This window comes from Sphingomonas hylomeconis (genome assembly GCF_025370105.1).
GTDB classification, from domain to species: domain Bacteria; phylum Pseudomonadota; class Alphaproteobacteria; order Sphingomonadales; family Sphingomonadaceae; genus Sphingomonas; species Sphingomonas hylomeconis.
Genome location: NZ_JANQBK010000012.1, coordinates 97,382 through 121,412, shown reverse-complemented (window position 1 = coordinate 121,412; position 24,031 = coordinate 97,382). Strand labels below are relative to the sequence as shown.

Here is a 24,031-nt window from a genome sequence, read left to right as displayed (position 1 = left end):
CAGCTTGGTGTAGGACAATACCGTGTCCGGCTCGATCCGCTGCGAGCCCTCGACGCGCAGCGTCTTGATCTGGCGGAGGGTTGCGGTGGGGATGGGGGCGGCGTCGTCCGTGTGAGACGCTTGTACCGGGGCGGGGGCGGCCGCCGCGGGCACCGTTCCGGCCATGATCAAGGCCACGGAACCGGCGCCAAATTCGAACTTCATTACCTGCGTCTCCGGGGATGAGCCGCGGTGTTTGGGGGCGCGATGTTTCCCAGGAATGTGCCGATATGTCCGTCTCGTAGCAGGCGATAAACAAGGCGCGGCGGCAGCGGCGCGCGGCAGCGTTCTGTGTCGTGATGCTGCGCTCGGGGAAATGCATCGGACACGGCCGCGGCGCAGCAGGCGGGGGCGGGCACCTGGCCCGGTCATCGCTAGCCAAGGAAGTATCTCATGCGTTTCGCCATCAAAGGAGTTCCGGCGTCCGAGCCGATCACGGTGTCCGCGCCGGCCGTCCTGATCGACAATCCGTTCGCGCCCGAAGTGTTCGCCACCGGCTGTGCCGGCCTGACCAATCTCAATGGGGTGATCGTGCTCACGCTGGAGAGCGCGCGCTCCGATCATGCCCGCCAACCGCCGTCGATCGATCGCGTGGTGGTCGGGCGGATCGCACTGACCAACGGTGCTGCGCAGGATCTGGTCGCCGGGCTGAACCAGTTCCTCGAGCAGCAGGGACTGAGCCCGAGCAAGGCGCTGGCCGGTGGGGCGACGTTCCAATGACGCGCCACGCGATCGTGCCGCAAGGCCTGTCAGTGGTGCTCCGCTTGGTCGGCGGCAAATGTATCGCGCCTGAATTCAATGACAGTATCGGTCATATACGCGTATCATACGGTATAAAACCGTGTGTTCAAAGCAACAGCAAATTCTCATGACAGGATGATGACCATTTAAAGATTGCAAGATTGCTCCCGCCAAATGCAGATCGTCCTCACGGCGTTGATCCAGCGACGCGTAGTTCCAGCATCTACAATATTAATTGCTTCAGGGAGCAACCGACAATGCGTCTTGTTTTACGTAGCCGCCTTTTGGCATCTACTCTATTGATTGGCATTTCCTCGCCTGTTTGGGCGCAGACCGATCCGGCCGCGCCGCTTGCCGCGGTACCGGGCGAAGACGAGACGATCGTTGTCACCGGCTCGCGCCTCGGTGGGTTGCAGCTGCAGCAGGCATCGCCGATCGCTGTGGTCACCGCCAAGGAGATCGCCTTGTCCGGCCAGGTCAATGTCGAGAACATCCTCAAGGATCTGCCGCAGCTCGTGCCGAGCAGCACGGGCGCCTCGAACAATCCGGGCGGCGGTGTCGCCACCGCTGATTTGCGCGGGCTTGGCGCCAATCGCACGCTCGTACTGGTCGATGGCCGTCGCTATGTCTCGTACGATTCGAACCAGATCGTCGATCTTAACACGATCCCCGCCGGGCTGATCGAGCGAGTCGATATCGTGTCCGGCGGTCGTTCGGCTGTCTACGGCTCGGACGCCGTGGCGGGCGTCGTCAACTTCGTGATGAAGAAGGATTTCAGCGGCGTCGAGGCGAACGCCAATTACCGCATCAACGAGGCCGGCGACGGCGGCACGTTCAACGGCAATGTTCTGATCGGCGGCAATTTCGCCGACGGCCGCGGCAATGCAACGCTGTATCTGGATTATACCAAGCGCGATGGCATCCTGCAGTCCGCGCGCGATTATTCGCGCCAGGCGCTGGTCGATGACGGCGAAGGCAACCTCATCGCCGGCGGTTCCGGGTCGATCGAAGGCACGCGCTTCGCGATCGGGGGCGTCGGGCGCAAGTTCGAGACCGACGGCAGCTACAGCGCGTATAATTCGGCAACCGACGCGTACAATTATGCGCCGTCCAACTATCTGCAGGTGCCGCAGAAGCGCTTCATGATGAGTGCGCAGACGCATTACGAGGTCAGCCCGGCGTTCAACGTCTATGCCGAGGGGCAGTTGATCAACAATCGGGTGGACAACAAGCTGGCGCCTACCCCGTTCACCGGCGCCGTGTCGCTCGATGCGGATTCGTCCTTCCTGTCCGCCAGTTCGCAGGCTTTGCTGCAGGGGCTCGACCCGGATGGCGACGGCTATGTCACCTCGACGATCTATCGCCGCCTGACCGAAGTCGGCGATCGCGTGTCGAGCACGGACAACACCGCTTATCGCGCGGTGCTGGGTGCCAGGGGCGATCTCGGCGGCGGCTGGAACTACGACGCCTATTACAGCTATTCGAAAACACGGGCGGTCGAAACGCAGACCGGCAACGTTTCGCGCAGCCGCGTGCTGCAGGCGTTGCGCACCACCTATGATGCGAACGGCAATCTGGTCTGCTCCGATACGAGCAGTGGCTGCGTCCCGCTCAATATCTTCGGCGCGGGCAATATCAGCGAGGCGGCGGCATCGTTCATCACCATCCCGGTGCAGAACACCAGCTCGATCACCGAGCAGGTTGCCAGCGCCTCGATCTCGAACAGGGACCTGTTCGATCTCGGCGCGGGGCCGGTGGGAATCGTGTTCGGCACCGAATATCGCAAGGAATTCGGCAGCTACAATCCGGACTATGCCTTGTCCTCGGGCGACGTGGTCGGCTTCAACGGCGGTGAAGGGCTGAGCGGCGGCTACGACGTAAAGGAGGCCTATACCGAGGTCGCCGTGCCGTTGCTGGCAGACAAGCCATTCGCGCACCGGCTCGAACTGAACGGCGCCTATCGCTATTCCTATTATTCGACCGCGGCAAAATCGGTGAACACCTATTCGGGCGGGGCGGTGTGGGCGCCGATCCGCGATATCTCCCTGCGCGGGCAATATTCGCGCGCGGTGCGGGCGCCGACGGTGAACGATCTGTATAGCGGCTCGGGACAGGATTTTCCCACGGCGACCGATCCCTGCACCACTGCGGTCGCGTTGACCAACGCGAACCTCAATGCCAGTTGCCTTGCTTCTGGCGTGCCGGCGGCGCTGATCAACACCGATTATGACGGTGGCAGCACGCAGATCCAGACGGTGGTCGGCGGAAATCCCAATCTGCGCGAGGAGACATCGGATACGTATACGGCGGGCATCGTGCTCCAGCCGAGCTTCCTGCGCGGATTTTCGCTGACGGTGGATTATTACAAGATCAAAATCGCCAACTACATCTCGTCGATCGGCACGTCGAACCTGCTCACCGCTTGCTATGGCGACGCAGGCAACGGTTATACGCCCTACGACACCAGCTATTGCGCGGCGCTGCCGCGCGATGCCAACAGCTATGCCATTACCGATGCCACCAACGCGCTGAGCAATACGGGTGGTGTCAAAACGCGCGGTGTCGATTTCGAGGCGCGCTATGCCACCGACCTTGGTTTCGGTGCTTTCGGTACGGATACCAGCCGGCTCGATCTGCGCTTCAGCGGCACGCGTCTGATAGACTTCGACATGAAGCCGATCGCGACGATCTCCGATCTGACGGTAAGCTGCGCCGGGAAGTTCGGCGTCAGCTGCGGCAACCCGTATTCAAAATGGCGGCTGTCGGCGCGGACGACCTATTCGACCGGGCCGATGACGGTATCGTTACTCTATCGTTATCTGTCGTCGGTGGAGGACGATACGGGCGGCTATTCGGTCAATCATATCAAAGCGTATAACTATTTCGATCTGACGACCGCGTTCACCGTCAAGCCGGGCTTCACCTGGTCGGTCGGCGTCAACAATCTGTTCGACAAGCAGCCCCCGATCCTTGGCGACAACCAGGAGCAGGCCAACACCTACCCGTCGACCTACGACCCGTACGGCCGGGCATTCTTCGTAAGCACCAGCGTCAAGTTCTGATCCAAGACCGGGGCGGCCTGGTGCCGCCCCGACGATCGACACCGGCTGCCCGCCCTCGCTCGCGAGGGCGGGCAGCCGGCCGTTCGCGCCGGGCGCTACCGGCCCCCTTGGGGACAGGCGCGCTGCGCACAGCGGCACCGACGACCGCTTGTCGCCCGACTGCGCCGCTGGGCGGGATCAGGCGCGCTGCCAGCACCGCGCTGTCGCCGGTGTTGCGTTCCCGCACGCGGCCCGTCGCGGTCGCGGTGACATGATCGTTACCCGTGGAAATGTGGCGGAAAGATCCTTGTTGCAAACCGGTCGCCATGATCAACAATCACTCCGGCCTCATCGGTCCTGCCGCCGCCGTTTCGTATGACGGCGATTATCTGGCGACCGACAGCGCGCGGATCATCATCGTCGACGACGATCCCGGCTTGCGCGAACTGCTGACCGATTTTCTCGTCGGACATGGCTTACGGGCCGAGGCAGTGGATAGCGGCGCGGCGTTGCGCGCCCGGCTCGCCCAGCGGTCCTACGACCTCATCGTGCTCGACATGATGATGCCGGGTGAAGGTGGCCTTTCGGTGCTGCGTGCGCTGCCACAAGGCAAGGACGCGCCTGGCGTCATCATCTTCTCGGCGCTGGCCAGCGAGATCGACAGCGTCGTCGCGCTTGAACTCGGCGCCGACGATTACGTCATCAAGCCGAGCAGCCCGCGCGAAATCCTCGCGCGGATCCGCTCCGTGATGCGCCGGCGCAATCATGGCGCGGCCTCGGCCGAGCCGGTCGGCGGCAAGGTCGACACGCCGCGCACTCAAGTCGAAATCTATGCCTTTGCCGGCTGGACGTTCAATTGCCGGATGCGCGCGCTGCACGCGCCGGACGGCACGTCGGTGCGGCTGACCGAGGGCGATTTCCTGTTGCTCGACGCCTTTCTCAGCAATCCCAAGAAGGTTCATTCGCGCGACGAGATGATGGCGCATGTCGGCAAGGGCGAAGGCAGTTTGCGCGGCCGCACGATCGACGTCGCGATCAGCCGGCTGCGTCGCAAACTGCTGTCGTTCGACCGCGTCGAGATCATCCGAACGGTGCGCGGCAATGGCTATTCGTTCTTGCCGGAGATAATTTGTAGCTGATCGAGGCGATCGGTGGCCGCGTTGCCGCGGCCGACCGTGTCGATCGTGCCCGACGCGGTCGGTTCGAACGCCGCCGCGGGAATCGTAGTCAAGGCCGCCGGTCCGCGCCGCCTCAGCCCGGTCTCGGCGACGCATTTCCCCAAAATGGTGCGGCCATAGCTCTGGGCCATATGGTTCGCGGCTTGTCGGGGCCTGTGGCCCGTCATGCGGCCCCGGCGGGCCTCCACGTTACCGTGGCCCGTTGACCGGAGCGAGCATCAGGGAGCATCAGGGGCCATGGCCAAAAGCAAGGGACGTACCGGCGCACATGCGCGAGCAAACATCCAGCCCCCGCCGACGCAAGTCGAGCTGGAAGCGGCTAAACATGACGTTGCACAGATTGAAGGACGTCTCGCCGGTCTGGCTTCCGGGCATCCTTCGGTGAAGATATGGAAAGCTCGCCTTCGCCTCGCACAGTCCGTGATTGCGCGCGCGCCATCCGACTGAAATTGCTGACTAGCTATCGGTTGGCCCGATCCTCCAATGTCGTTCGGCCGGCATGCGTGATCACGCTGAAATGATTGGCGGCGGCACGCGGAGGCCTTACGTCCGGTATCTCCAAGCGCTGTTCGGGGGCAAGCGATCGTCGCGGTCGGCTCGCGGCACCGTTGCGGTCACGGCTTGTAGACGAGGTTGAAAAAGAACGAGCGGTTGGGCGTCAGCTCGGCGCGCCGATACGCAAGGTCTTCGCCGTAACCGAGGCGGAGGCCCCGGCCCGCGAGGTTTAGGGCCTGCAGCTTGACGATCCAGCGCTTTGCCACACGATATCGCAAGGTGACATCCACACTGTCCGACGCTTCCGGCCCGCGGTCTTGCCAGGGGTTTTCGCCGATCCCGTCATAATAAGACGAGCGGTAATTATAGCCGAGGCGGAGCTCGCCGCCGCGCGGCAGGGCGTAGAATAAGGCGGCGTTGGCGATCCAGTCGCGCTGGAACAGCAGGCGATCGAGGTGGCGGACCTGGCCGCCGACAAGATAGTCCATTGCTCCCCAGGTGCGCATCGCATTGACCGACGCACCGAGCCGCCCGCCGAGCAGCGGCAGCTGGTTTTGGATCAGGTTGAGCTCGATGCCGCGCAGCCGCGAGCGTTGCGCATTCATTGGCTGGAAAACGGTATAGGCCGCGCCGTCGATCTGCGCCTCGCGCGCCACCTCGTAGATGTCGTCGCGGATGGTCTTGGCGAACGCGCCGATGGTCAGCAGGCCATCGTTCGAACCGAAATAATATTCCAGGCCCAGATCGAGATTGTCGGCGCGGCGTGGCTTCAGATCGGGGTTGCCGAGCCTTAACGTCAGCATGACCGGATCGCGCGCCGCGACCTGGGCGATATTCTCCGGCGCGGGGCGGCCGAGCGTGCGGCTGTACGATGCCTTCAGACGCAGCGGATCGACGAGCGTCCAAGCGAGATTGGCCGAGGGAAGCAGGTAGCGATAGCCGCCGGCATAACGCTGCAGCGCGCCGGTGCTGCCGGCGCCGGTGCTCGGGGCGGCCGCGGTGAAGCGCGTATCGTCGAGGCGCAGGCCGGCGAGCAAGGCGAGGTGATCGCTGGCATAGCTGGCCAGCGCGTAAGCGTGCGCGATCGTCTCGGTGTAGCGATAGTCCTGCGCCGCCGAGCTGGCTGCGCTGGCGGCGGGGTCGATCGCTAGGCCGGGGCGCACCGTGTCGCGAAACGCGGGATAGTCGATCCACAGCACGGGATAGTCGAACATCCAGGGGACGTAGTGCGGATTGTAGGCGACCGGGGTTAGCTGGGACTGATCGGGGACGTAGCTGGCCTGGCCGACATTACGGCTGAGGTGCATGCGGCGCACGCCAGCGCCGGTCTTGAAGCCCAGGCCGCGATCCTCGGGCGCGGCATTATACGCGAGATCGGCGCGCGCCTCGGCGCTGCGGCCGATCGCGTGATAGGTCGCATCCGAGGCAGCAAACAGGCGGTAATTGGCCGGATCGACGAACGGTACGGGGTCGGCGAGCGTGAAACGGAGCGACCGGCGCGATGCGTCATAGCGAATGTCCGAATGCGATAGATATTGGTAGACGGCGGTGTCGACCGTCTCGTCGAAACCGGTCTGGACATAGCCGGCGCGCAGCGTGAGCTCCGTCCGCTCGTCGAGCGCGGTTACCGCCTTGGCGATCGCGCCGAGGCTGGTGTTGCGATACGCCTCCCAGGCATAAGCGGTACGCGCATCGGGTACGTTGAGCGTGCCGCTGGTCGGCGTCAGATCGCGCGGCGTATCGAACGCGCGCAGCGTGAAGCTATTCTCGTTCTGGTCTTCTTCCTGTCGGTAGCCGTAGAGCATCAGCGAGGCATAGGTTCGCTCCGACGGCTTGTATTCGAGCAACGCGGATCCGCCATAGGTGCGCACGAAGCTGGTGAAATCGTAGCTGACCAGCGCGGTGGGGCTGGGCTGATAGCCGTTCCAGTCCGGGCTGTCCGGCCTAGTCCGCGCTCCTGCCGCCTTATAGTAATTGCGGCCGTTGGGATTGCGCTTGGTATCGTCGTAGCTGCGCTGTTGGAAATTGGCCGCCAGCACGACGCCGAAATCGTGGTTCGCGCCGAAGCGCGTTGCCCAGAGTGCATTGGCGCCGCCGCCGACCGTCACATCGCGATAGCGGCCCCGGCTGCGACCGGCCGGCACCGCGTTGTTGGGGTGATAATTGACCGACGTGTCGATGAAGAACGGCCGATTGCCGGGATCGAACGCGCTGTGCGGCACGAGATTGATCAGCCCGCCGATCGCCCCGGCGTCCATATCGGCGGTGAAGCTCTTGTGCACTTCGGTGGTGCGCGCGGATTGCTTGGGGATCAGGGCGAGATCGATCCGCCGTTCGCCAGCGCCAGCATTGGCGAGCGAGATCATCCCGATCCCGTCGACCGAGACGAAGTTCAGATCCGGCGTGATGCCGCGCACGGTGACATATTCGCTTTCCTGCTCGGCATAGAGCACCTGCATCGTGCTGACGCCGGGCACGCGTGCCAGCGCATCGGCGATCGACTGTTCGGCGAGATCGCCGGTATCGTCCTGCGTCAGCGTATCGACGGTGGTCGCGGCGCGACGGCGCGCGGTGATCGCATCCTGATTGCGGAAGATCGAGGCGGTGACGACGATCTCCGGCTCGTCCACCGGCGGCGGCGCGGGCGGCGGGGCAGGCGGCGGGATCCGCTCGAGCAGGATGAAATCCGCGCTGCGCGACCGCACCCTGAGCGGCGTGTCGGCGATCAGCAGGGTCAGCGCGCGATCGAGCGGATAGGTACCGCGCAGGCGCTGCGTACGGATGCCGTCCAGCGCGCTGGCGGGAGCGAGGATCTGGAGTCCAGCCTGCCGCGCGAAGATCGGCAGTGCGCTGGCCGCGGGCTGCGCCGGCACGTCGAAGCGGCGCGATTGCGCTGCCGCTGCGGAAGGCAGCGCCAGCAGCAACGGCGCCGCGACGGCGAAGGCGCGCGCGGCAGCCATGATCACCTTTTGGTGAGGACGATCCGGTCAGGCCGCGTTCGCACTTGCGCGCCGCTCATCTGAGCAGCGGCTCGGGCGAATTGATCCGGGCGCGAGAGCTGGAAATAGCCGACCACGCGCTGCCGGCCGAGCGCCGGATCGGCGATCTCGATCTGCAGCCTATTATAGCGATTGAACTCGCTTGCCGCCGCGGCGATCGTCTGCCCCTCAAGACTGATCGCGCCGTCGCGCCAGGCAAGCGCCGCCGCGGGCTTGACCAATTCGATCCGCGCCGGCGCAGGATCGGTGGCATGCAATGCGACGCGGCGACCGGCCGGGATCGCCGCGGGCGGGCGATTGTTGCCCTCGATCCAGGCCAGCACGGAGCCTTCGCTCACCACCACATCGGCACCGTCGGCCAGACGATGCACAGCGAAGGCAGTGCCGGTGGCGCGGACACGGACATCGCCGGCATGGACGACGAACGGGCGGTGCTTGTCCTTGGCGACCTGGAACCAGGCCTCGCCGCGGTCGAGCGTGATGCGGCGCTCGGTGTCTGCGAAGGCGACGCGGAGATCGCTGTCGGTGTTGAGTGTCGCGGTCGATCCATCGACCAACGCCACACGGCGCAGCTCGCCGACACCGGTAGCGAATTCGAGCGGGGTCATCATGTAGAACAAGGCGGCGGCGGCGATCGCGGTCACGCCAGCGAGTCCGGCGGCGTAGCGTTTCCACGATCGGCGGGGGCGGGGCGCTGGCTGGTCGACGAGGGGCTGTGCGATGTCCTGCGCGACACGCGCCTGATCGATATAGCGCAAGCCGGCCTGCGCGCGCAGATAGGCACCGCGACAGCGTGGATCGCTGGCCAGCCAAGCGTCGAGTGCAGCCTGCTGGGCTGCACCGAGCGGCGCGGCGTCGCGGCGCACCGCCCACGCCGCCGCGGCCTCATCAATGTCGTGCGCTGTGTCGGGCATCGATTTCCGCACCAGGGGAAGAAATATCGTCGGCGTCGGCAAGCGGTTTCTTGCCCGCCAGCGCCTGCAGGATCATGCGTAGGCCACGGGTCGAATGATTTTCCACCATATTTTCGGTGATGCCGAGGATCGACGCAGTCTCCTTTTGCGAATGACCGTGCAGGCGGCGCAGTTCGATGACGTGACGATAGGCGGCGGGAAGGTCGCCGATCATCCGCAGCACATGATGCAGCTCGCGCCGCGCGCCGACGACACGTTCGGGCGAGGGATCCTCGGTTTCGATCAGGTCCATCATGTCCGCGTCGCGCGCGACATCGATCAGCACGGTCTTCTCGCGACGCACGCGCTGCAGCACGATCGATCGTGCAGTGGCAAAGAAATAGGCGCCGCCATGATCGATATGGTCGACCGCGCTCAGCCCGGCGAGCTTGCAATAGGCCTCCTGTACGACGTCGTCGACATCGGCGGGATCGCGCAATGCACGCGTCAACCAGGCGCGGACGCGCTTTTCGTGCGGCAGCACCTCGCGCGCCACCCAATCGACGATATCGTCGCGGCCCTGTTCCAAGCCACCCCCCGGCGCATGACTGTGCATGCACGCGGCCCTAGCCGATCCGCCGTGACGGCTTGATGACTCAATGCCGTCATTTGCGTGACACGGCGCAGGCTCAGCCAAGCTCCAGCCCCGGCCGCTCGGGCACCGTGACGAAGCTGGCGATCGTGCGGCGCGCGCCGTCATGCGTCGAGACACGATCGACGGCGATCACGTCGGTGCGCCATTCCTTGCGGCCGATGTCGAACAGCTGGTAGCCGCGGCGATCGCTGACCAATTTGGTATGCGGGTTGTCGGCCAGCGCTCGGTCCCAGCCGGTCGGCATATCGCTGCCATCGCCGCCCGAGCTGATCGAGCTGCCGACAAATTCGGTCGCTACCGGTGCACTGCTCAGATCGTCGGGCCGTGATGGCAGTACGCCGGCATGGTGCTTGTGCACGTCGCCCGTGGCGATCACGACATTGGACAAGCGCCGCGCCTGAATGCTGGCGATCAGCCGAGCGCGGGCTTCGGGATAGCCGTTCCACGAATCCAGGTTGGCGGTGCCGGCGGCCCGCGTGCCGGGATAGGTGAACGGCATGACCATCACCTGCTGGGCCAGCAGGTTCCAGCGGAACGCGGGGCTCATGCCCTGGCCGAGCCATTTTTCCTGCGCGGTGCCGATGATTTGCACCGAACTGCGATTGGTGGCGGGGCGGCAGGCGGTCTTCTCTTGCGGTTCGCACGGCTGGTCGGTGCGGTACTGGCGCGTGTCGAGCAGGTGGACGCGGAGGAGATCACCATAGTCGATCCGGCGGAACATCTGGATCTGGCCAGCGGCGGGCAGTTGCGCGCGTCGCACCGGCATGTTCTCGTACCAGGCCTGCATCGCGGCATAGCGGCGCAGCAGGAAGATCTCCGGCGGGGTGCCGTCCTGATCCCACGCACCGGCCCAATTATTGTCGACCTCGTGATCGTCATAGGTCGACAGGAAGGCGGCGGCGCGGTGCGCGGCCTGCAGGTCGGAGTCGAGCTTGTACAGCGCGTAGCGCCGGCGATAGGCGTCGAGCGAATAGAGTTCGTCGCCGTCGTGCAGCCGCACGCAGGCCGGCTTGCCGTTGATCTTGGGACAGCCGCTGTCGGCGCCGCCTTCATAGATATAGTCGCCATAATGGAAGATCGCGTCGAGATCGCTCTCCTCGGCGAGGTGGCGATAGGCGGTAAAATAGCCTGCCGCATAGTTCTGGCAGCCGGCCAGGCCGATGCGCACGCGGTCGACCGGTGCGCCGGGGGCAGGGGCGGTACGGACCGTGCCCGCCGGGCTCATGTCGGCGCCGGCGACGAAGCGGTACCAATAGGGGCGCGACGGCTGCAGCCCGGCGACTTCGATATGGACCGAGTGCCCGAGTTCGGGCCGCGCTGCGGCTTCCCCCGACCGAACGATGCGCGTGAAGGCGGAATCCTCCGCCACCTGCCACTGCACCGCCACGACCTTCATCGGCATGCCGCTGCCCGGCTCCAGCGGGCGCGGCGCCAGCCGGGTCCACAGCACGAACCCGTCCGGCGCCGGATCGCCCGATGCGATGCCGAGCGTGAAGGGATAGCTGGCGAGCGGCGCCGCCCACCCGGCCTGCGACGACAGGCCGGCGAAGATGGCGAGCTGGCCGGTCGCCTTGAGCAATGCACGACGATCGAGATTCATGGCCGGTCCTTAGCGAGCGGGAACAGGGGCAGGGGCGGGGCCGCCCGGGAGGCGTCAGGGCTTGAAGATCAGGTTCACGAAGAACTGCGTGCCCTTGTTCATCTCGGCGCGGCGGTAGCGCAGGTTTTCGCCGTATCCGAGATAGATATCCTCGCCGAGGAGGTTCTTGGCCTGCAACTTGACGATCCAGTCCCGCGCGATCGTGAAACGGGCCGAAGCGTCGAGCTGACCGCGGGCTTCGGGGCCGCGGTCGAGCGTCGGATCGGCGCCGATCCCGTCGAGATAGCCATCGCCATAGGCATAGGCGACGCGCACCTCGCCGCCCCGGGGCATGGTGTAGAACAAGGCGGCGTTGCCGATCCATTCGCGCTGGTAAAGCAGCGAATTCTTGTGGATCGGCACCCCGCCGACAAGATAATCGGTTTCGCCCCAGGTGCGCGTGACGTTGAACGCAAAGCCGATCCGGTCCTTGAGGAAGCCCGGCATGAATCCGATCGCATTGTCGATCAGCTGGAACTCGATACCCTTGAGCTTGGACGCGCTCGCGTTCATCGGCGTGGTGACGGTATAGGTGAAGCCGTCGATGACCTGCTCCTCCTTAAGGTCGTAAATGTCGTCCTTGATGTTCTTGATGAAGCCGCCGACGCTCATCAGCCCCTGCCCGCCATTGAAGTAGAACTCACCGGCGAGGTCGAAATTGTCGGCGCGGCGCGGGGTGAGATCGGGATTGCCGCGGTTGATCGTGAAGGTCGAATCGTTGCGCGTCGTCGGACGCGCGAGATCCTCGGGGGCGGGGCGGCCGATCGTGCGGCTGTAGCTGGCCTTGAGGCGCAGCTGGTCGGTCACGTCCTGCACGAGGTTGAGCGAGGGCAGCAGGTTGCGATAGCTACCGCCCGTCTGGGCAGAACTGCCCTGATAGACCGATCCGATCTGCACCGGCGTACGCGCGGTGTAATCGGCCAGATCGTACCGCAGGCCGGCGATGACGCGGGTGTGATCGCTCGCCCAGACGCCGCTCAGATAGGCATAGCCGATCGTCTCTTGGTAATCGTAATCCTGCTCGGCCGATCCCGTCGCCGAGCTCTTCGCATTGACGCCCAGCGTTGGTTTCACCGTTTCCGCGAATTTGGGATAGTCGATCCACAGCACGTTGTAGCCGAATAGGTAGGGCGTGAAGTTGGGATCATAGGCGACCGGCGTGAGCGTGTTGGTGCCGACCACGTAATTGATCGCGGTCACGTCGCGTTGCATGTCGAAATTGCGCAGGCCGACCCCGCCCTTGATACCGAACCCGCGATCGTTGCCGTCGGCATTGTTCGAGACGTCCAGCCGGCCTTCCCAGGCCTTGCCCAGGGCTCGATACTGCGTGTCGCCGGCGGTGAGCAGCGAATAGTTTGCCGCATTGCGCAAGCCGGCCGGGTCGGTCAGCGTGAAGCCGATCGACCGGTTGGAACTATCATAGGTGATGAACTGGTTGGTCGGCTTGGACTGGTAGACCGCGGCCTGCTCGGCATCGAGGAAGCTGTTCTCGTTATAGCCGGCGCGCAAGGCGATCTCGGTGCCGCGATCGTCGGTATAGCGCGTCTTGAACAGCACGCCGCGGCTCTCGGTCTCGAAGCGATCGTAGTTGAGCGCGGTGCGCACGTCCGGCACGCGCAACGTGCCGCCATGCGCGGTCTGGTTCTTCAACTGGTCGAACGCGCGCAGCGTGAAGATCGGATCGGTCTGATCCTCGGTCTGGCGATAGTCATAGGCCAGGATCGAGGCGTACCAGTTGTTGCTCGGCTTGAATTCGAACGTCGCGGTGCCGCCATAGGTCTTTACGAAATTGGTGAAGTCGTAGGAGACCATCGCGGTCGGCGCGGGATCGAAGCCGTTATAGTTGGCGCTGGCCGGCGTCGTCGCGGTGCCGGTGGTGCTGTAATAGGTGCGGCCGTTGGGATTGCGCTTGGTCTCGTCATAGGTGCGCTGGTTGTACGTGCCGGTCAGCACGATGCCGAACTGCTCGTTGCCGCCGAACCGCTTGGTCAGCAGCGCGCGGCCGCCGCCGCCCCAATGCGTGTCCTTGTACTTGCCGAGCGAATTGCCGCCCGGGATATCGATATAGTCGGTGTAGCTCACGTTCGCCTCGATCAGGAAGCGGTCGCGCCGGCGGTCGAACGCGCTGTACGGCACGATATTGATCACGCCGCCGATCGCGCCGGCCTCCTGATCGGCGGTAAAGGTCTTGAACACGTCGGTGCGGCTCGACGCCTGGCTCGGGATTAGCGCAAGATCGACGCGGCGTTGCCCCGCACCCTGGTTGGCGACGGAGATCATGCCGATGCCGTCGAGCGAGACATAGTTGAGATCGGGCGTAATGCCGCGGATCGCGACATACTGGCTCTCCTGCTCGCCATAGAGCACCTGCATCGTCGACACGCCGGGCACGCGGGCCAGCGCTTCGGAGAGATATTGATCGGCAAGATCGCCGGTATCGTCCTGCACCAGCGAGTCGACGATGACCGGGGAGTCGCGGCGAGTCTGGATCGCCTTCTGGTTTTGGAACGCGGTGCCGGTGACGACGATATCCGCGCCGATGTCGGCCTGATCGTCCGCCGGGGCAGCCTGGCCAAACGCGGCTGGGGCAAGCGTCAGGACGCCAAGCGATACCGTCGTACAAAGGGCAATTCTGCGGCAGGTCGAACGCATGCTGATCTCCAAAGCTATTGCCATGGAGGATGCGGTGGAATGACAGTTCCGTCAGAATATCGGCAAATAAACACTAAAAACCAGCACGTTACAGTTTAATGACCTAATTGCGTCAGTTTAAATGGCGTCCGCTTTCGGGCAGGGTCGAAACGGAGCAAGCGACCCCATCGCGGCACCGCTGCCGTATGAGGTCGTCCTCCAGCCGATCGACCCCGTGGCCCGCCCGGGGCCGGTCAATCCATAGCCCCTTGCTGTACGACCACGACCAAGTCGTTTTGGCTCGCGGGCGCCATTGTGCGGCGGGTCATGCCTTAACGGTGATAAACCGTGTCTGACCGATTGCTGTCGCTGCCAACCGTTGGGCAATACCAAGCGTCCCAAGATGAACAGAGACGGGTTTGTGCCTTTTACCGTGCGGTGATTTCAGGACCGAAAGCGGCATGTCGCGGTCCGATGGTCAACCCGCCAGCCTGTCCGACTGTTTTCAAGCAGTCCGACGGGGGTGGGTGGGAATGCCGCATTGCCGACGCCATTATTCATCGGCACTAATGGTGCAACGATAAGCGGGGGGAGGCCGGCATGAGTGAATCGGATTTCGCGGGTTGGGATGCCACGGAAACTGCCGCGGCACTCCGATCGGGGGCGGTGTCGGCGCTGGAAGTGGTCGATGCTGCGATCGCACGTTCCGAATCGCTCAATCCCAAGCTCAATTTCCTGGTCACCGATGATTACGACCGCGCCCGCGACAGGGCACGTGCACCACTCGGTGACGGGCCGTTCGCCGGCGTGCCTTTTCTGATCAAGGATCTCGACGATCTCACCGGGCTTCCCACCCGGCTCGGCACGCGATCGACGGGAGGCTTTTCCGCTGCACAGCGCCACGCGCCGCTGATCGACGGCATGCTGGCGACCGGACTCAACCCGATCGGTAAGAGCGCGACGCCCGAACACGGGTTTCTTCCCACCACCGAGCCGCTGGCGTTCGGTCCGACCCGCAATCCCTGGGATCCGACGCGCTCGGCGGGCGGGTCGTCGGGCGGCGCGGCAGCGGCCACCGCGGCACACGTCGTGCCGTTCGCGCACGCGAGCGACGGCGGGGGATCGATCCGTATCCCGGCATCGTGCTGCGGGCTGTTCGGGCTGAAGACGTCCAGAAACCGCACCCTGGCGACCGATCCAGGCCATTTCCCGATGCCGCTGAGCGTACAATTGTGTGTCTCTCGCAGCGTGCGCGACAGTGCCGCTCTTCTTGCGGCGGTCGAAGCAAAGGATAGCGGGCTGCCGCCGGTCGGGCTGATCAGAGCACCCTCGTCGCGACGGCTTCGGGTCGGTCTGGTGCTCGACAGTCTGTCGGGCCAGTCGCCCGATCCCGAGGTGGCGGTCGCCATACAGGATACGGCGGCCCTGCTCGAACAATTGGGGCACCGAGTAGCACCGACGGCGTGGCCGGCGCCTCTGGTCGGGATGGCCGATGCGTTCCTGCTCGTCTGGTCGAAAGGCGCGGCGAATCTGCTCGCCGAGGCGGGCGCTCGCCTCGGCCGCCCACCCGGGCTCGACGAGGTCGAGCCGTTCAGTCTGGCCATGGCGGCGATCGTCGCGGGCGCACCCGAAGGAGCGGTCGAACAGGCGATGGCGTATCTCGGGTCGCTTCGACCGGTCTACGACGCCTGGCTCGCCGAGTTCGACGTCATCCTGTCGCCGGTCCTGTCACTGCCGCCCCCGACCATCGGGTGGCTCGCGCCGGACCTGCCGGTCGACACGATGGCTGAGCGGCTGACCCGCTATGTCGGGTACACCACGCCGTACAACGTCGTCGGCGCCCCCGCCATGAGCGTGCCCGGGACGTGGTCGGCATCCGGCTTGCCGATCGGCGCCCAGTTCGGCGCGGCAGTCGGAGACGAGGCACTGCTGCTCGGGCTGGCATACGAACTCGAGGCAGCCAGGCCTTGGGCTATGCGGCGCCCGGTGACGCTTGCCTGATCGACCCTGCGTGGTTTGCGGCGGTCCAGGTTGCAAATGGCTGATGCCCCAACGGGCGAGGTCGGTTTTCGCAAATCGGCTCGATACGGTGAGTGGATACCCGAAGGACTGGCGAGACAGGCTGGGTTTCGTCCAGCCATTTACGAAACACTGATGGCAATGTTTGCGTGCAGACGACAGGAACGAGCGAATTGCGCCCGCGAGCAAAGCGTCGACTTGCCGGCCATCCGATGAGCAAGGGCCTGCCGTCCGCCACCACGCGCCTGGGCCTGAGGGGACGCTAGCGCAGGGGCAGCGCTGCGGCGGCGGCGTGAACATCGTGTATCGTGCCGATCGCAAATTACGGATTTTGCGCGAATCTTGTCTGAGCTTAACCGACTCGTATTGTTTGGTTCGTAGACCGGCCTGGTGCGACACGGTTTCTTCCCCGGTACGGCTCCCAAGCTCGCCCTGATGGCGCCCTGGGGGATTATCGCCATTGCCGCGATATCGACGCTAGGCGTGCGCCCGGCAGTATCCGGCGGTCTGTGCGTGGTGCTCGTCGCCTTTCTGGCGGTATGGAACTGGCGGCTTCAGCGGACGGTCGACCGGGCGGAGCGGCGGCTCGCCGCACAATCGTCTGCAATGCCCGTGACGGATCGTGCTGCGGACAATGTTGCGGTCGTCGATCTGCAGCATCGTCTCGCGCGGGTCGATCACCGCCTGGCGGCAACGCATCCGCTCAGTGGCCTGCCGATGCGCGAGCCGTTGCTGGCGAGGATCGCTGTTGATGGCGGCGGGCTGCTGGGGGCGATCGCCTTCCCCGATTTCGACCGCCTGACCGCGTTCGATCCGGCGTTGGGCGAGCGCGTGTTCGCGATCCTGGCGGCACGGTTGCGCAGGATGGTGCCTAACAACCGCTTCTTGGCACAGGTCGACCGGGGCCAATTGTGCATCTGGTTCGGGCAGGAGGCGGATGCGGCGACCGCTCAGGCCGAGCTCGACGCCGTATCCTATGCGCTGAGCGATGCGATCCTGATCGAGGGCCGCGAGATCGAACCGCAGGTACAATATCGGATCGCCGCGTTTGACCAGCACGACGATCTGACCGCGGCGGCGTTCCTATCGCGGACACTGGCGTCTTTCGCCTTGGCGGGGGGCATGGTGGCCGCAGCCGAGGTGACGGTCGATCCGGCCGAGCGCGCGCGCGATCGGTATGATCTCGAACAGGATCTGCGCCAGGCGATCGCGCGGCGCGAATTGCTGCTCGAATTCCAGCCGCTGATCGATGCCCAGGCACGGCGCGTGTGCGGGGCCGAGGCTCTGCTGCGCTGGCACCACCCCACGCGCGGTGCGGTTTCCCCTGCGCGGTTCGTGCCGGTCCTGGAGGCGATCGGGTTGGCGGGGGAGATTGGGATGTGGGTGCTGAACGCGGCGGTGCGCGAGGCCGGGGAGTGGCAAGATCGCGGGTTCGTCGACATGCGCATGGCGGTGAACGTGTCGGGGTTGCAGCTCGACGGGGACGACCTGCCGATCCTCATCGAACGCACGTTGGAGCGCCATGAGCTTGGCGCGAACTGCCTCGAAATCGAGCTGACCGAGAGCGTGGCGACCAGCGACGCGGCGCATTGCCGCCGCATCTTCGAGCAGTTGCGCGCGATGGGCGTCAAGCTGGCGGTCGACGATTTCGGCACTGGCTATTCGGGCTTCAGCTCGCTGCGCACCCTGCGCTTCGACAAGATCAAGATCGACCGCGAATTCGTTACCGCGGTGGATACGCGCGTCGACAGCCAGGCGATCTGCCAGAGCATCATCGCGCTGGCGCACGGGCTCGGCATCCGCGTGCTCGCCGAAGGCGTCGAGCGGCACGCCGAATATGCCTGGCTGCGCGCGCACGGCTGCCACCATTTCCAGGGCTATTATTTCAGCCGCCCGCTCGACGCGGATCGCTTTGCGGCGTTCGCGCGCGATGCGCCGGGGCTGTCCATGTTGTTGTCGCTCGGAGACGAGCGGCCAGAGAGTATCGAGAGGCTGAGTGCATGAGTGGGCGTAAAAGCGTAAAATTGGCGGTTGTCGCGGCGGGCGCACTGTCGCTGGCGGCCTGTTCGGGCGGGACCCCGCATCTGAAGGCCGTGGCGCCACCGCCGGCGGCAAGCAGCGCGGGCGAGGCCGAGGCGATCGCGACCCTGCTCGATCAGGGCCAGGAGGGCGCCGCGCGCAAGCGGCTCAAGGCGTTGCTGAAGCGCGACCCGATGAACCCGTCCGCCCGGCTGCTGAACGATTCGCTCGATCGCGATCCCAAGGAACTGCTCGGGCCGGACAGCTATCCCTATGTCACCCGGCCCGGCGATACGATCGTCGGGCTGGCCCAGCGGTTCCTGGGCAACCGACTGAAGGCGTATCAGCTCGGTCGCTATAACGGGCTGAAGGCGCCGGTGGTGCTGACGCCTGGCCAGGTGCTGCGCATCCCCGGCGAAGCGCCACGCCCCGAACCGGTGCGCCGGCCCGATCCGGTCCGCGCGACGCCCGCGCCGGCCAAGCCCAAACCGGCGGCGGCCAGGCCGGCCGCGCCGGCGCCGGCCAAGCCGGTCGCCAACCCCGTTGCTGCACGCGCGGCGCGGACCGCCGGGCTCGCCGCGCTCAACCAGGGTAATGTGCAACGCGCCGTGGGCCTGTTGCGCCGCGCCGCCGCGCTCGATCCCGGCAATGCGCTGATCGCCCGCGATCTGGCACGCGCGCAGCGGATTGCTGCCACCGTGAAAGCACGCCAATGACGATGCTGGGCCGCTATCGGATCGATTCGTGCCTCGGCGAAGGCGCGATGGCGGAAGTCTACCGCGCGCATGATCCCGAGATCGATCGTGCGGTGGCGATCAAGGTGCTCAAGCCCGATTACGCGCGCGATCCCGAGATCGGCGCGCGCTTCCTGCGCGAAGCGCGCGCGGCCGGCGCGCTGAGCCATGCCAATATCGCGACGATCTACGATGTCGGCGAGACGGACGGCGTTGCCTATATCGCGATGGAGCTGGTCGACGGCCAGCCGCTGGATGTCGCGCTGCTGCAGCAGGGCCGCATGCCCTATGAACGCGTGCTGGCGATCGGCCGGCAACTCGCCAGCGCGCTGGCCTATGCGCATCGCGCCGGTGTCGTGCACCGCGACATCAAGCCGTCGAACATTCTGCTGTCGACCGACGGGCAGACCGCCAAACTGCTCGATTTCGGCGTCGCACGAATCGGCGATACCGACCAGGTCACCCGGACCCAGGCCGGACAGATGATCGGGACGCCGCGCTATATGAGCCCGGAACAGGCGCTCGGCCTGCCGGTCGATCAGCGCTCCGATCTGTTTTCGCTCGGCGTGGTGCTGTACGAGATGGTCACCGGGAAGGTCGCCTTTCCCGGCACCGCGCTGGCGACCCTGGCGATTCAGATCGCGCAGGAAAAGGTCGAGCCGATCGATCGCACGACCGCCGATTGCCCGCCCGGCCTGCGCTTCGTGATCGACAAGCTGCTCGCCAAGAAGCCCGAACAGCGCTTTGCCGACGGCGAGGCGCTGGAGCGTGCCCTGGCGCGCGAGCTGGCGGCGGATGACGAGGCGCCCGGCGCGCGCCGCGGTCTTTCGCTGCGCATCAAATTGCCCCTCGCGCTCGCGCTCGTCACCGCGACGGCGCTGATCGCCTGCACCACCACCACGCTGTCGCGCGAGACGCGGACGCTGGAGCATATGGCGATCACCTCGGGCGGATCGATCGCCGCCTTCGTCACCAACAATGCCGCCGTGCTGGCGGCCGACAATGCCGGGTTGCCCGCCGATCAGCAGGATTGGTCGGCGTTGCAGGCGTTCGCGCTGACCGCAACGCGCGATCCGGCGATCCGCGACCTGATCGTCGCCGACACGCGCGGTGTGGTCCGCGCCGCCGGCGACGCCAGCCTGATCGGGCAGCGCTATCGCCGGACGGGCGGTGAAGCCGTGATGCAGGGCGGCGGCGCCTCGATCGTCAGCGCCGCAGCCGATGGCGGCCAAGGTGCCGGCATCCGGTTCGTCCATCCGATCACCTATGCCGGCGCGCGCTTCGGTACCGTCGATCTGGTGGTCAAGCGCGATGGGCTCGACGCCGCGATCGCGGGCGCGCGCATGTCGCTGATCCTGCTCTCGATCGTGGTGATGCTGGCGGTGCTGATGATCGGCTATCTCAGCGGTGCGATGGTCGCGCGGCCGCTGGCCCGCTTGCGCCGCGCGCTCGATGAATCCGCCAAGGCGGATTTCGCGTTGCGCATCTCGCACCGCCGCGGCGACGAATTCGGCGCGGCATTCGACGCGTTCAACCGTACCGCTGCGGCGATCGAGCCGCGCCTGACGGGCGAGGACGAGGGGGAGGCGGCCATGCTCGCGACCCGCATCGCCGGCCCGACCAAGCTTGCCGCCTGAGGTAGACCCCATGTACATGCTGCAATTGTTCGACGCCGCCAACGAACTCCAGCCGATCGACGCGCGGCTGATGCGCGACGGCCTGATGCGCATCGGGCGCGACAGTGCGGCGGATTGGTCGATCGCCGATCCCGATTGCGAATTGTCGCGCGCGCACTGCGAACTGGCGGTCACGTCGGACGGGTTGCGGCTGCGCGCGCTTGGCGCGAACGGCGTCTATGACGACGCGACCGGCGAGCGCTTTCCCGAAGCGACCGATATCGCCGTGCGCATCCCCTCGACGATCCGCTTCGGCCGCTTCCGACTCAAGGCCAGCCGGGCGCCGCATGCCGAGGACACGATCGATTCCGCGCGCACCCTGGTGCTGACGCCGCCGCTCGGCCATTCGGTCGCGGTGCCGGATGATTGGAGCGATGGCGGCTCGCCGCCGGCGCGCGGCGGGGGATCGTTGCTCGAGGCGTTCTGCGACGGGGCCGGGCTCGATGCCTCGTTGCTGTCGAGCGAGGATCCGGCCGAGATCATGCGCCGCGCCGGCGCGGTCTATCGCCAGATGGTGCTCGGCATCGGCGATCTGATGACCGAGCGTGATCGCGCGCGCGGGCAATATAAATTGTCGCGCACGACGATCGGCGGCGCCGGCAACAACCCGTTCAAATGGGCGCCGACGCAGCGCCTGGCGGTCGATCTGCTGCTTGCCGGATCGGGCAATTTCCTGTCCGGCCCGGCCGCGCTGCAGGCCTCGTTCCGCGACATCAAGCGGCACCTGATCGCGACCTTCGCCGGGTTGCACGGCTCGCTGCGCGCAGCGATCAATGCGTTCGAGCCCAAGGCGCTCGATGCCGCTGCGGCCGACAAGAGCTCGCTGCTCAAGAGCCGTGCCGCATGCCAGGTCGAAGAGGTCGCGCGGCGCCATGCCGATCTGAGCGAGCAGCTGGAAGCGGCCAATGGTGGCATGCTCGAACGGGCGTTCGTCGCGGCGTATGACGCTGCCGAGGTTGCATCGAAGTGAGGCCGTGGCGCGTGTTCAAGCCGGAGCCGCTGGCCGTACAATCGGCGTCGCGGACGCATGTCGGGCTGGTGCGCCCGATCAACGAGGATCGCGTGTTCGACTGTCCTGCGCGCGGGCTGTGGGCGGTCGCCGACGGCATGGGCGGGCATAGCGGCGGCGACCTGGCCGCCCAGGCGGTGATCGACGCGCTGCGCGCCCAGGTCGATGGCGATGCGCCGATCGACCAGGCCGCGATGCTGGCCGCCATTCACACGGCCAATGCTGCCATCGTGCGCGACAATCGGTCGCGATCGACCGACGCCGGATCGACCGTCGTCGCCGCCCAGATCACCGATCGGACCGCCACGATCGCCTGGGTCGGCGACAGCCGCGCCTATCTCATCCGCGATCGCACCGTCCGGCAGATCTCGCGTGATCACAGTTTCGTGCAGGATCTGATCGATGCCGGGCTGCTGACCGTCGCCGCAGCGGCCAACCATCCCCGTGCGAACGTCGTCACCCGCGCGCTCGGCATCGCCGAGCATGTCGATATCGCCACGGTGACGATCGACCTGGAGCGCGGGGACCGCCTGTTGCTGTGTTCCGATGGCCTGTCGCGCTCGCTGGAAACGGACGCGATGCGGCAACGGGTCGACCTGGATCGGCTGGTCGGCCTGTTGATGGCGGATGCGCTGCGCCGGGATGGCAGCGACAATATCAGCCTGGTGTGCGTGGCGATCGATTGAACGTGCGACCGGCCGCGCTAGCCATCGCCCAAGTCAGCGAGCCGCCTCCACCAGGATCACCGTCGGCGTCAATTCGACAATCCGGGCCGTGCCGTTGAGCTCGATCGCATGCGCGAGGGCGACCGTATCGCCGGCGCGGAACACGCCGACGATCCGCGCATCCAATATTCGGTCATCGCGAAAGACGATCTTCTGCGCCGTGTATCGGTTCATTTCGGTGACTGCCGTCGCCAGCGATTCGTCGACGAATGACAAACGACCGGTAAGCCAGCTTGTCGATTGCGCGGCATCGACACGACGCATCGTCCAGTTGCTGTCGCCGCCGGTCGCCAGTTGAGCGTTGGGGCCGAGGCGCGCGCGTAGCGGGGTGGCGCCGGTGGTGACCTCGATGGTCCCCTCGAGCACGGTGACGGTCACTGCACCGCGCTCCAGGCGCACGTCGAACGCGGTGCCGACCGCGCGGATGCGCTTGTCGCCCGCCGTAACGATGAACGGCCGCGCGGAATCCTTGGCGACCTTGAAGAACGCCCGACCGCGCCGCAAGGTGACGCGCCGCGTCGCACGATCCATCGCGATGCCGACCTCGCTGTCGGTATCGAGCGCCACGCTCGATCGATCGGCCAGCACTACCTGCCGGCGCTGGCCGATCGCGGTTGCGACGCGCGGCGCCGCGACCGAAATCGCCGCGCGATCGCGATGCGCGAACCAGGTGACCGAGCCCACGCCGGCAATGCCGAGCGCGGCCGCCGCCACGAGCGCCGCAATGCGCGGCAGTGCATGCGGCCGCCCGGGCGGGAAGCGATCGAGATCCTCGGCAACCGCGGCGCGGATGCGGGGATCCGCGGCGACGGCGCCGGTCAGCGCCCACAGCCGGGCCATTTCGCGCGCCGCATCGGCGTCGCGGGTGGCGGTGGGGTCGGAAGGATCGGCTGCGGCCAGCGCGCGCCGGTCCAGCAGCCGCGCGGCGGCGCGGGCGCGCCGATCGGCAAGCCCGGGGGGGCGGAGGCGGATCATGTCCCGTCGTCCATATGCTCGGCCAGCCGCACCAAGGCGCGCTGGATCAACTCCTTCACCGATTGATGCGATATGCCCATGCGGTCGGCGATCTGCTGATAGGTCATATGCTCGAACCGGTGGAACTGAAAGGCGGCGCGCGCGCGCGGCGGCAGCGCGAGAATCGCGGCGACGATGCGCTCATATTCCGCCGCGCCGATCACGATACGCTCGGGCGACAGCGGGTCGACCGGATCGGAGGTCGCGCTGAGCGGCTCGTGCGCGCCGGCATGCCGCGATCGATGATAACGATGCCGCGAGATCAGGATATTGCGGGCGACGGTGAAGATGAACCGATCGATGTTTTCGATCGGGGCATCGCGGCCCATCGCGTGCAGGCGCAGGAACACTTCCTGCACCAGATCCTCGGCCTCCGCCTCGCTCACGCGACGCGCGAAATAGCGCCGCAGCGCGGTGCCGTGGCGGCGCACCCAGCCGTCCAGCTCCGGGCGGGGATGCGGGGCGCCGCTCACCGCCGGCGGCCAAGAAGAGGTGGCGTCGGACGCCATCGCGCAATCGATCCT

18 protein-coding genes are annotated in these 24,031 nt (G+C 66.0%); 9 read left to right on the top strand and 9 right to left on the bottom strand.

The window, feature by feature from the left end; genetic code table 11:
- Nucleotides 1–204 (bottom strand): hypothetical protein (locus NV401_RS13930; protein ID WP_261295047.1); only part of this gene is annotated, 204 nt, incomplete at its 3' end.
- Between the two features lie 228 nt (nucleotides 205–432).
- Here NV401_RS13930 and NV401_RS13925 point away from each other — a divergent pair.
- From NV401_RS13925 to NV401_RS13915, 3 genes are all read left to right on the top strand, one after another.
- Complete coding sequence (locus NV401_RS13925) at nucleotides 433–759, top strand: hypothetical protein (RefSeq protein ID WP_261295046.1); 327 nt, start codon at nucleotides 433–435, stop codon at nucleotides 757–759.
- 320 nt (nucleotides 760–1,079) lie between these two features.
- Complete coding sequence (locus NV401_RS13920) at nucleotides 1,080–3,842, top strand: TonB-dependent receptor (RefSeq protein WP_261295045.1); 2,763 nt, start codon at nucleotides 1,080–1,082, stop codon at nucleotides 3,840–3,842.
- Nucleotides 3,843–4,147: 305 nt separating this feature from the next.
- Complete coding sequence (locus NV401_RS13915; RefSeq protein ID WP_261295044.1) at nucleotides 4,148–4,960, top strand: response regulator; 813 nt, start codon at nucleotides 4,148–4,150, stop codon at nucleotides 4,958–4,960.
- Here NV401_RS13915 and NV401_RS13910 read toward each other — a convergent pair.
- From NV401_RS13910 to NV401_RS13885, 6 genes are all read right to left on the bottom strand, one after another.
- Nucleotides 4,927–5,130 carry a hypothetical protein gene (locus NV401_RS13910; protein WP_261295043.1) on the bottom strand — a complete coding sequence of 68 codons (204 nt, stop codon included), beginning with the start codon at nucleotides 5,128–5,130 and terminating at the stop codon, nucleotides 4,927–4,929. The genes NV401_RS13915 and NV401_RS13910 overlap by 34 nt on opposite strands.
- Before the next feature lie 483 nt (nucleotides 5,131–5,613).
- On the bottom strand, nucleotides 5,614–8,454 hold the full coding sequence (locus NV401_RS13905; RefSeq protein ID WP_261295042.1) for a TonB-dependent receptor: 2,841 nt from the start codon (nucleotides 8,452–8,454) through the stop codon (nucleotides 5,614–5,616).
- 2 nt (nucleotides 8,455–8,456) lie between these two features.
- Complete coding sequence (locus tag NV401_RS13900) at nucleotides 8,457–9,407, bottom strand: FecR family protein (RefSeq protein ID WP_261295041.1); 951 nt, start codon at nucleotides 9,405–9,407, stop codon at nucleotides 8,457–8,459.
- Complete coding sequence (locus NV401_RS13895) at nucleotides 9,382–9,975, bottom strand: RNA polymerase sigma factor (RefSeq protein ID WP_261295040.1); 594 nt, start codon at nucleotides 9,973–9,975, stop codon at nucleotides 9,382–9,384. Before NV401_RS13895 ends, NV401_RS13900 begins: the two co-directional genes overlap by 26 nt.
- Before the next feature lie 100 nt (nucleotides 9,976–10,075).
- Complete coding sequence (locus NV401_RS13890; protein WP_261295039.1) at nucleotides 10,076–11,641, bottom strand: alkaline phosphatase D family protein; 1,566 nt, start codon at nucleotides 11,639–11,641, stop codon at nucleotides 10,076–10,078.
- A 54-nt stretch (nucleotides 11,642–11,695) separates the two neighbouring features.
- A complete protein-coding gene (locus NV401_RS13885; RefSeq protein ID WP_261295038.1) occupies nucleotides 11,696–14,332 on the bottom strand; it encodes a TonB-dependent receptor in 2,637 nt (878 codons plus the stop codon).
- Between the two features lie 579 nt (nucleotides 14,333–14,911).
- Between NV401_RS13885 and NV401_RS13880 the strand changes: the two genes are divergently transcribed.
- The 6 genes from NV401_RS13880 to NV401_RS13855 all read left to right on the top strand — a co-directional run bounded on the left by NV401_RS13880 (nucleotide 14,912) and on the right by NV401_RS13855 (nucleotide 22,454).
- Complete coding sequence (locus NV401_RS13880; protein WP_261295037.1) at nucleotides 14,912–16,312, top strand: amidase; 1,401 nt, start codon at nucleotides 14,912–14,914, stop codon at nucleotides 16,310–16,312.
- 408 nt (nucleotides 16,313–16,720) lie between these two features.
- Entirely contained in the window at nucleotides 16,721–18,334 is a 1,614-nt protein-coding gene (locus NV401_RS13875) for a putative bifunctional diguanylate cyclase/phosphodiesterase (protein ID WP_261295036.1), read from the top strand.
- Nucleotides 18,331–19,065, top strand: coding sequence for a LysM peptidoglycan-binding domain-containing protein (locus NV401_RS13870; protein WP_261295035.1), 735 nt, complete (start codon nucleotides 18,331–18,333; stop codon nucleotides 19,063–19,065). The genes NV401_RS13875 and NV401_RS13870 overlap by 4 nt, the downstream gene beginning before the upstream one ends.
- A complete protein-coding gene (locus NV401_RS13865; RefSeq protein WP_261295034.1) occupies nucleotides 19,062–20,720 on the top strand; it encodes a serine/threonine-protein kinase in 1,659 nt (552 codons plus the stop codon). The genes NV401_RS13870 and NV401_RS13865 overlap by 4 nt, the downstream gene beginning before the upstream one ends.
- A gap of 16 nt (nucleotides 20,721–20,736) precedes the next feature.
- Nucleotides 20,737–21,729 (top strand): type VI secretion system-associated FHA domain protein, encoded by a 993-nt coding sequence (locus NV401_RS13860; protein WP_261295033.1) that lies wholly within the window; start codon nucleotides 20,737–20,739, stop codon nucleotides 21,727–21,729.
- The gene (locus NV401_RS13855) at nucleotides 21,726–22,454 is read left to right on the top strand and encodes a PP2C family protein-serine/threonine phosphatase (protein ID WP_261295032.1); all 729 of its coding nucleotides are present in this window, start codon (nucleotides 21,726–21,728) and stop codon (nucleotides 22,452–22,454) included. Before NV401_RS13860 ends, NV401_RS13855 begins: the two co-directional genes overlap by 4 nt.
- Before the next feature lie 33 nt (nucleotides 22,455–22,487).
- Here NV401_RS13855 and NV401_RS13850 read toward each other — a convergent pair whose 3' ends face one another.
- Both NV401_RS13850 and NV401_RS13845 read right to left on the bottom strand, forming a co-directional pair.
- Nucleotides 22,488–23,468: a FecR family protein gene (locus NV401_RS13850; RefSeq protein WP_261295031.1), complete on the bottom strand. Its 981-nt coding sequence runs from the start codon at nucleotides 23,466–23,468 to the stop codon at nucleotides 22,488–22,490.
- Nucleotides 23,465–24,016: an RNA polymerase sigma factor gene (locus NV401_RS13845; RefSeq protein ID WP_261295030.1), complete on the bottom strand. Its 552-nt coding sequence runs from the start codon at nucleotides 24,014–24,016 to the stop codon at nucleotides 23,465–23,467. The genes NV401_RS13850 and NV401_RS13845 overlap by 4 nt, the downstream gene beginning before the upstream one ends.
- Nucleotides 24,017–24,031: the final 15 nt, after the last annotated feature.

Excerpts from the sequence above, each read along its gene's own strand:
- NV401_RS13925 (WP_261295046.1), top strand. The coding sequence starts at position 433 with ATGCGTTTCGCCATCAAAGGAGTTCCGGCGTCCGAGCCGATCACGGTG.
- NV401_RS13915 (WP_261295044.1), top strand. The coding sequence starts at position 4,148 with ATGATCAACAATCACTCCGGCCTCATCGGTCCTGCCGCCGCCGTTTCG.
- NV401_RS13910 (WP_261295043.1), bottom strand. The coding sequence starts at position 5,130 with ATGGCCCAGAGCTATGGCCGCACCATTTTGGGGAAATGCGTCGCCGAG.
- NV401_RS13905 (WP_261295042.1), bottom strand. The coding sequence starts at position 8,454 with ATGGCTGCCGCGCGCGCCTTCGCCGTCGCGGCGCCGTTGCTGCTGGCG.
- NV401_RS13900 (WP_261295041.1), bottom strand. The coding sequence starts at position 9,407 with ATGCCCGACACAGCGCACGACATTGATGAGGCCGCGGCGGCGTGGGCG.
- NV401_RS13890 (WP_261295039.1), bottom strand. The coding sequence starts at position 11,641 with ATGAATCTCGATCGTCGTGCATTGCTCAAGGCGACCGGCCAGCTCGCC.
- NV401_RS13885 (WP_261295038.1), bottom strand. The coding sequence starts at position 14,332 with ATGCGTTCGACCTGCCGCAGAATTGCCCTTTGTACGACGGTATCGCTT.
- NV401_RS13880 (WP_261295037.1), top strand. The coding sequence starts at position 14,912 with ATGAGTGAATCGGATTTCGCGGGTTGGGATGCCACGGAAACTGCCGCG.
- NV401_RS13870 (WP_261295035.1), top strand. The coding sequence starts at position 18,331 with ATGAGTGGGCGTAAAAGCGTAAAATTGGCGGTTGTCGCGGCGGGCGCA.
- NV401_RS13865 (WP_261295034.1), top strand. The coding sequence starts at position 19,062 with ATGACGATGCTGGGCCGCTATCGGATCGATTCGTGCCTCGGCGAAGGC.
- NV401_RS13860 (WP_261295033.1), top strand. The coding sequence starts at position 20,737 with ATGCTGCAATTGTTCGACGCCGCCAACGAACTCCAGCCGATCGACGCG.
- NV401_RS13850 (WP_261295031.1), bottom strand. The coding sequence starts at position 23,468 with ATGATCCGCCTCCGCCCCCCCGGGCTTGCCGATCGGCGCGCCCGCGCC.
- NV401_RS13845 (WP_261295030.1), bottom strand. The coding sequence starts at position 24,016 with ATGGCGTCCGACGCCACCTCTTCTTGGCCGCCGGCGGTGAGCGGCGCC.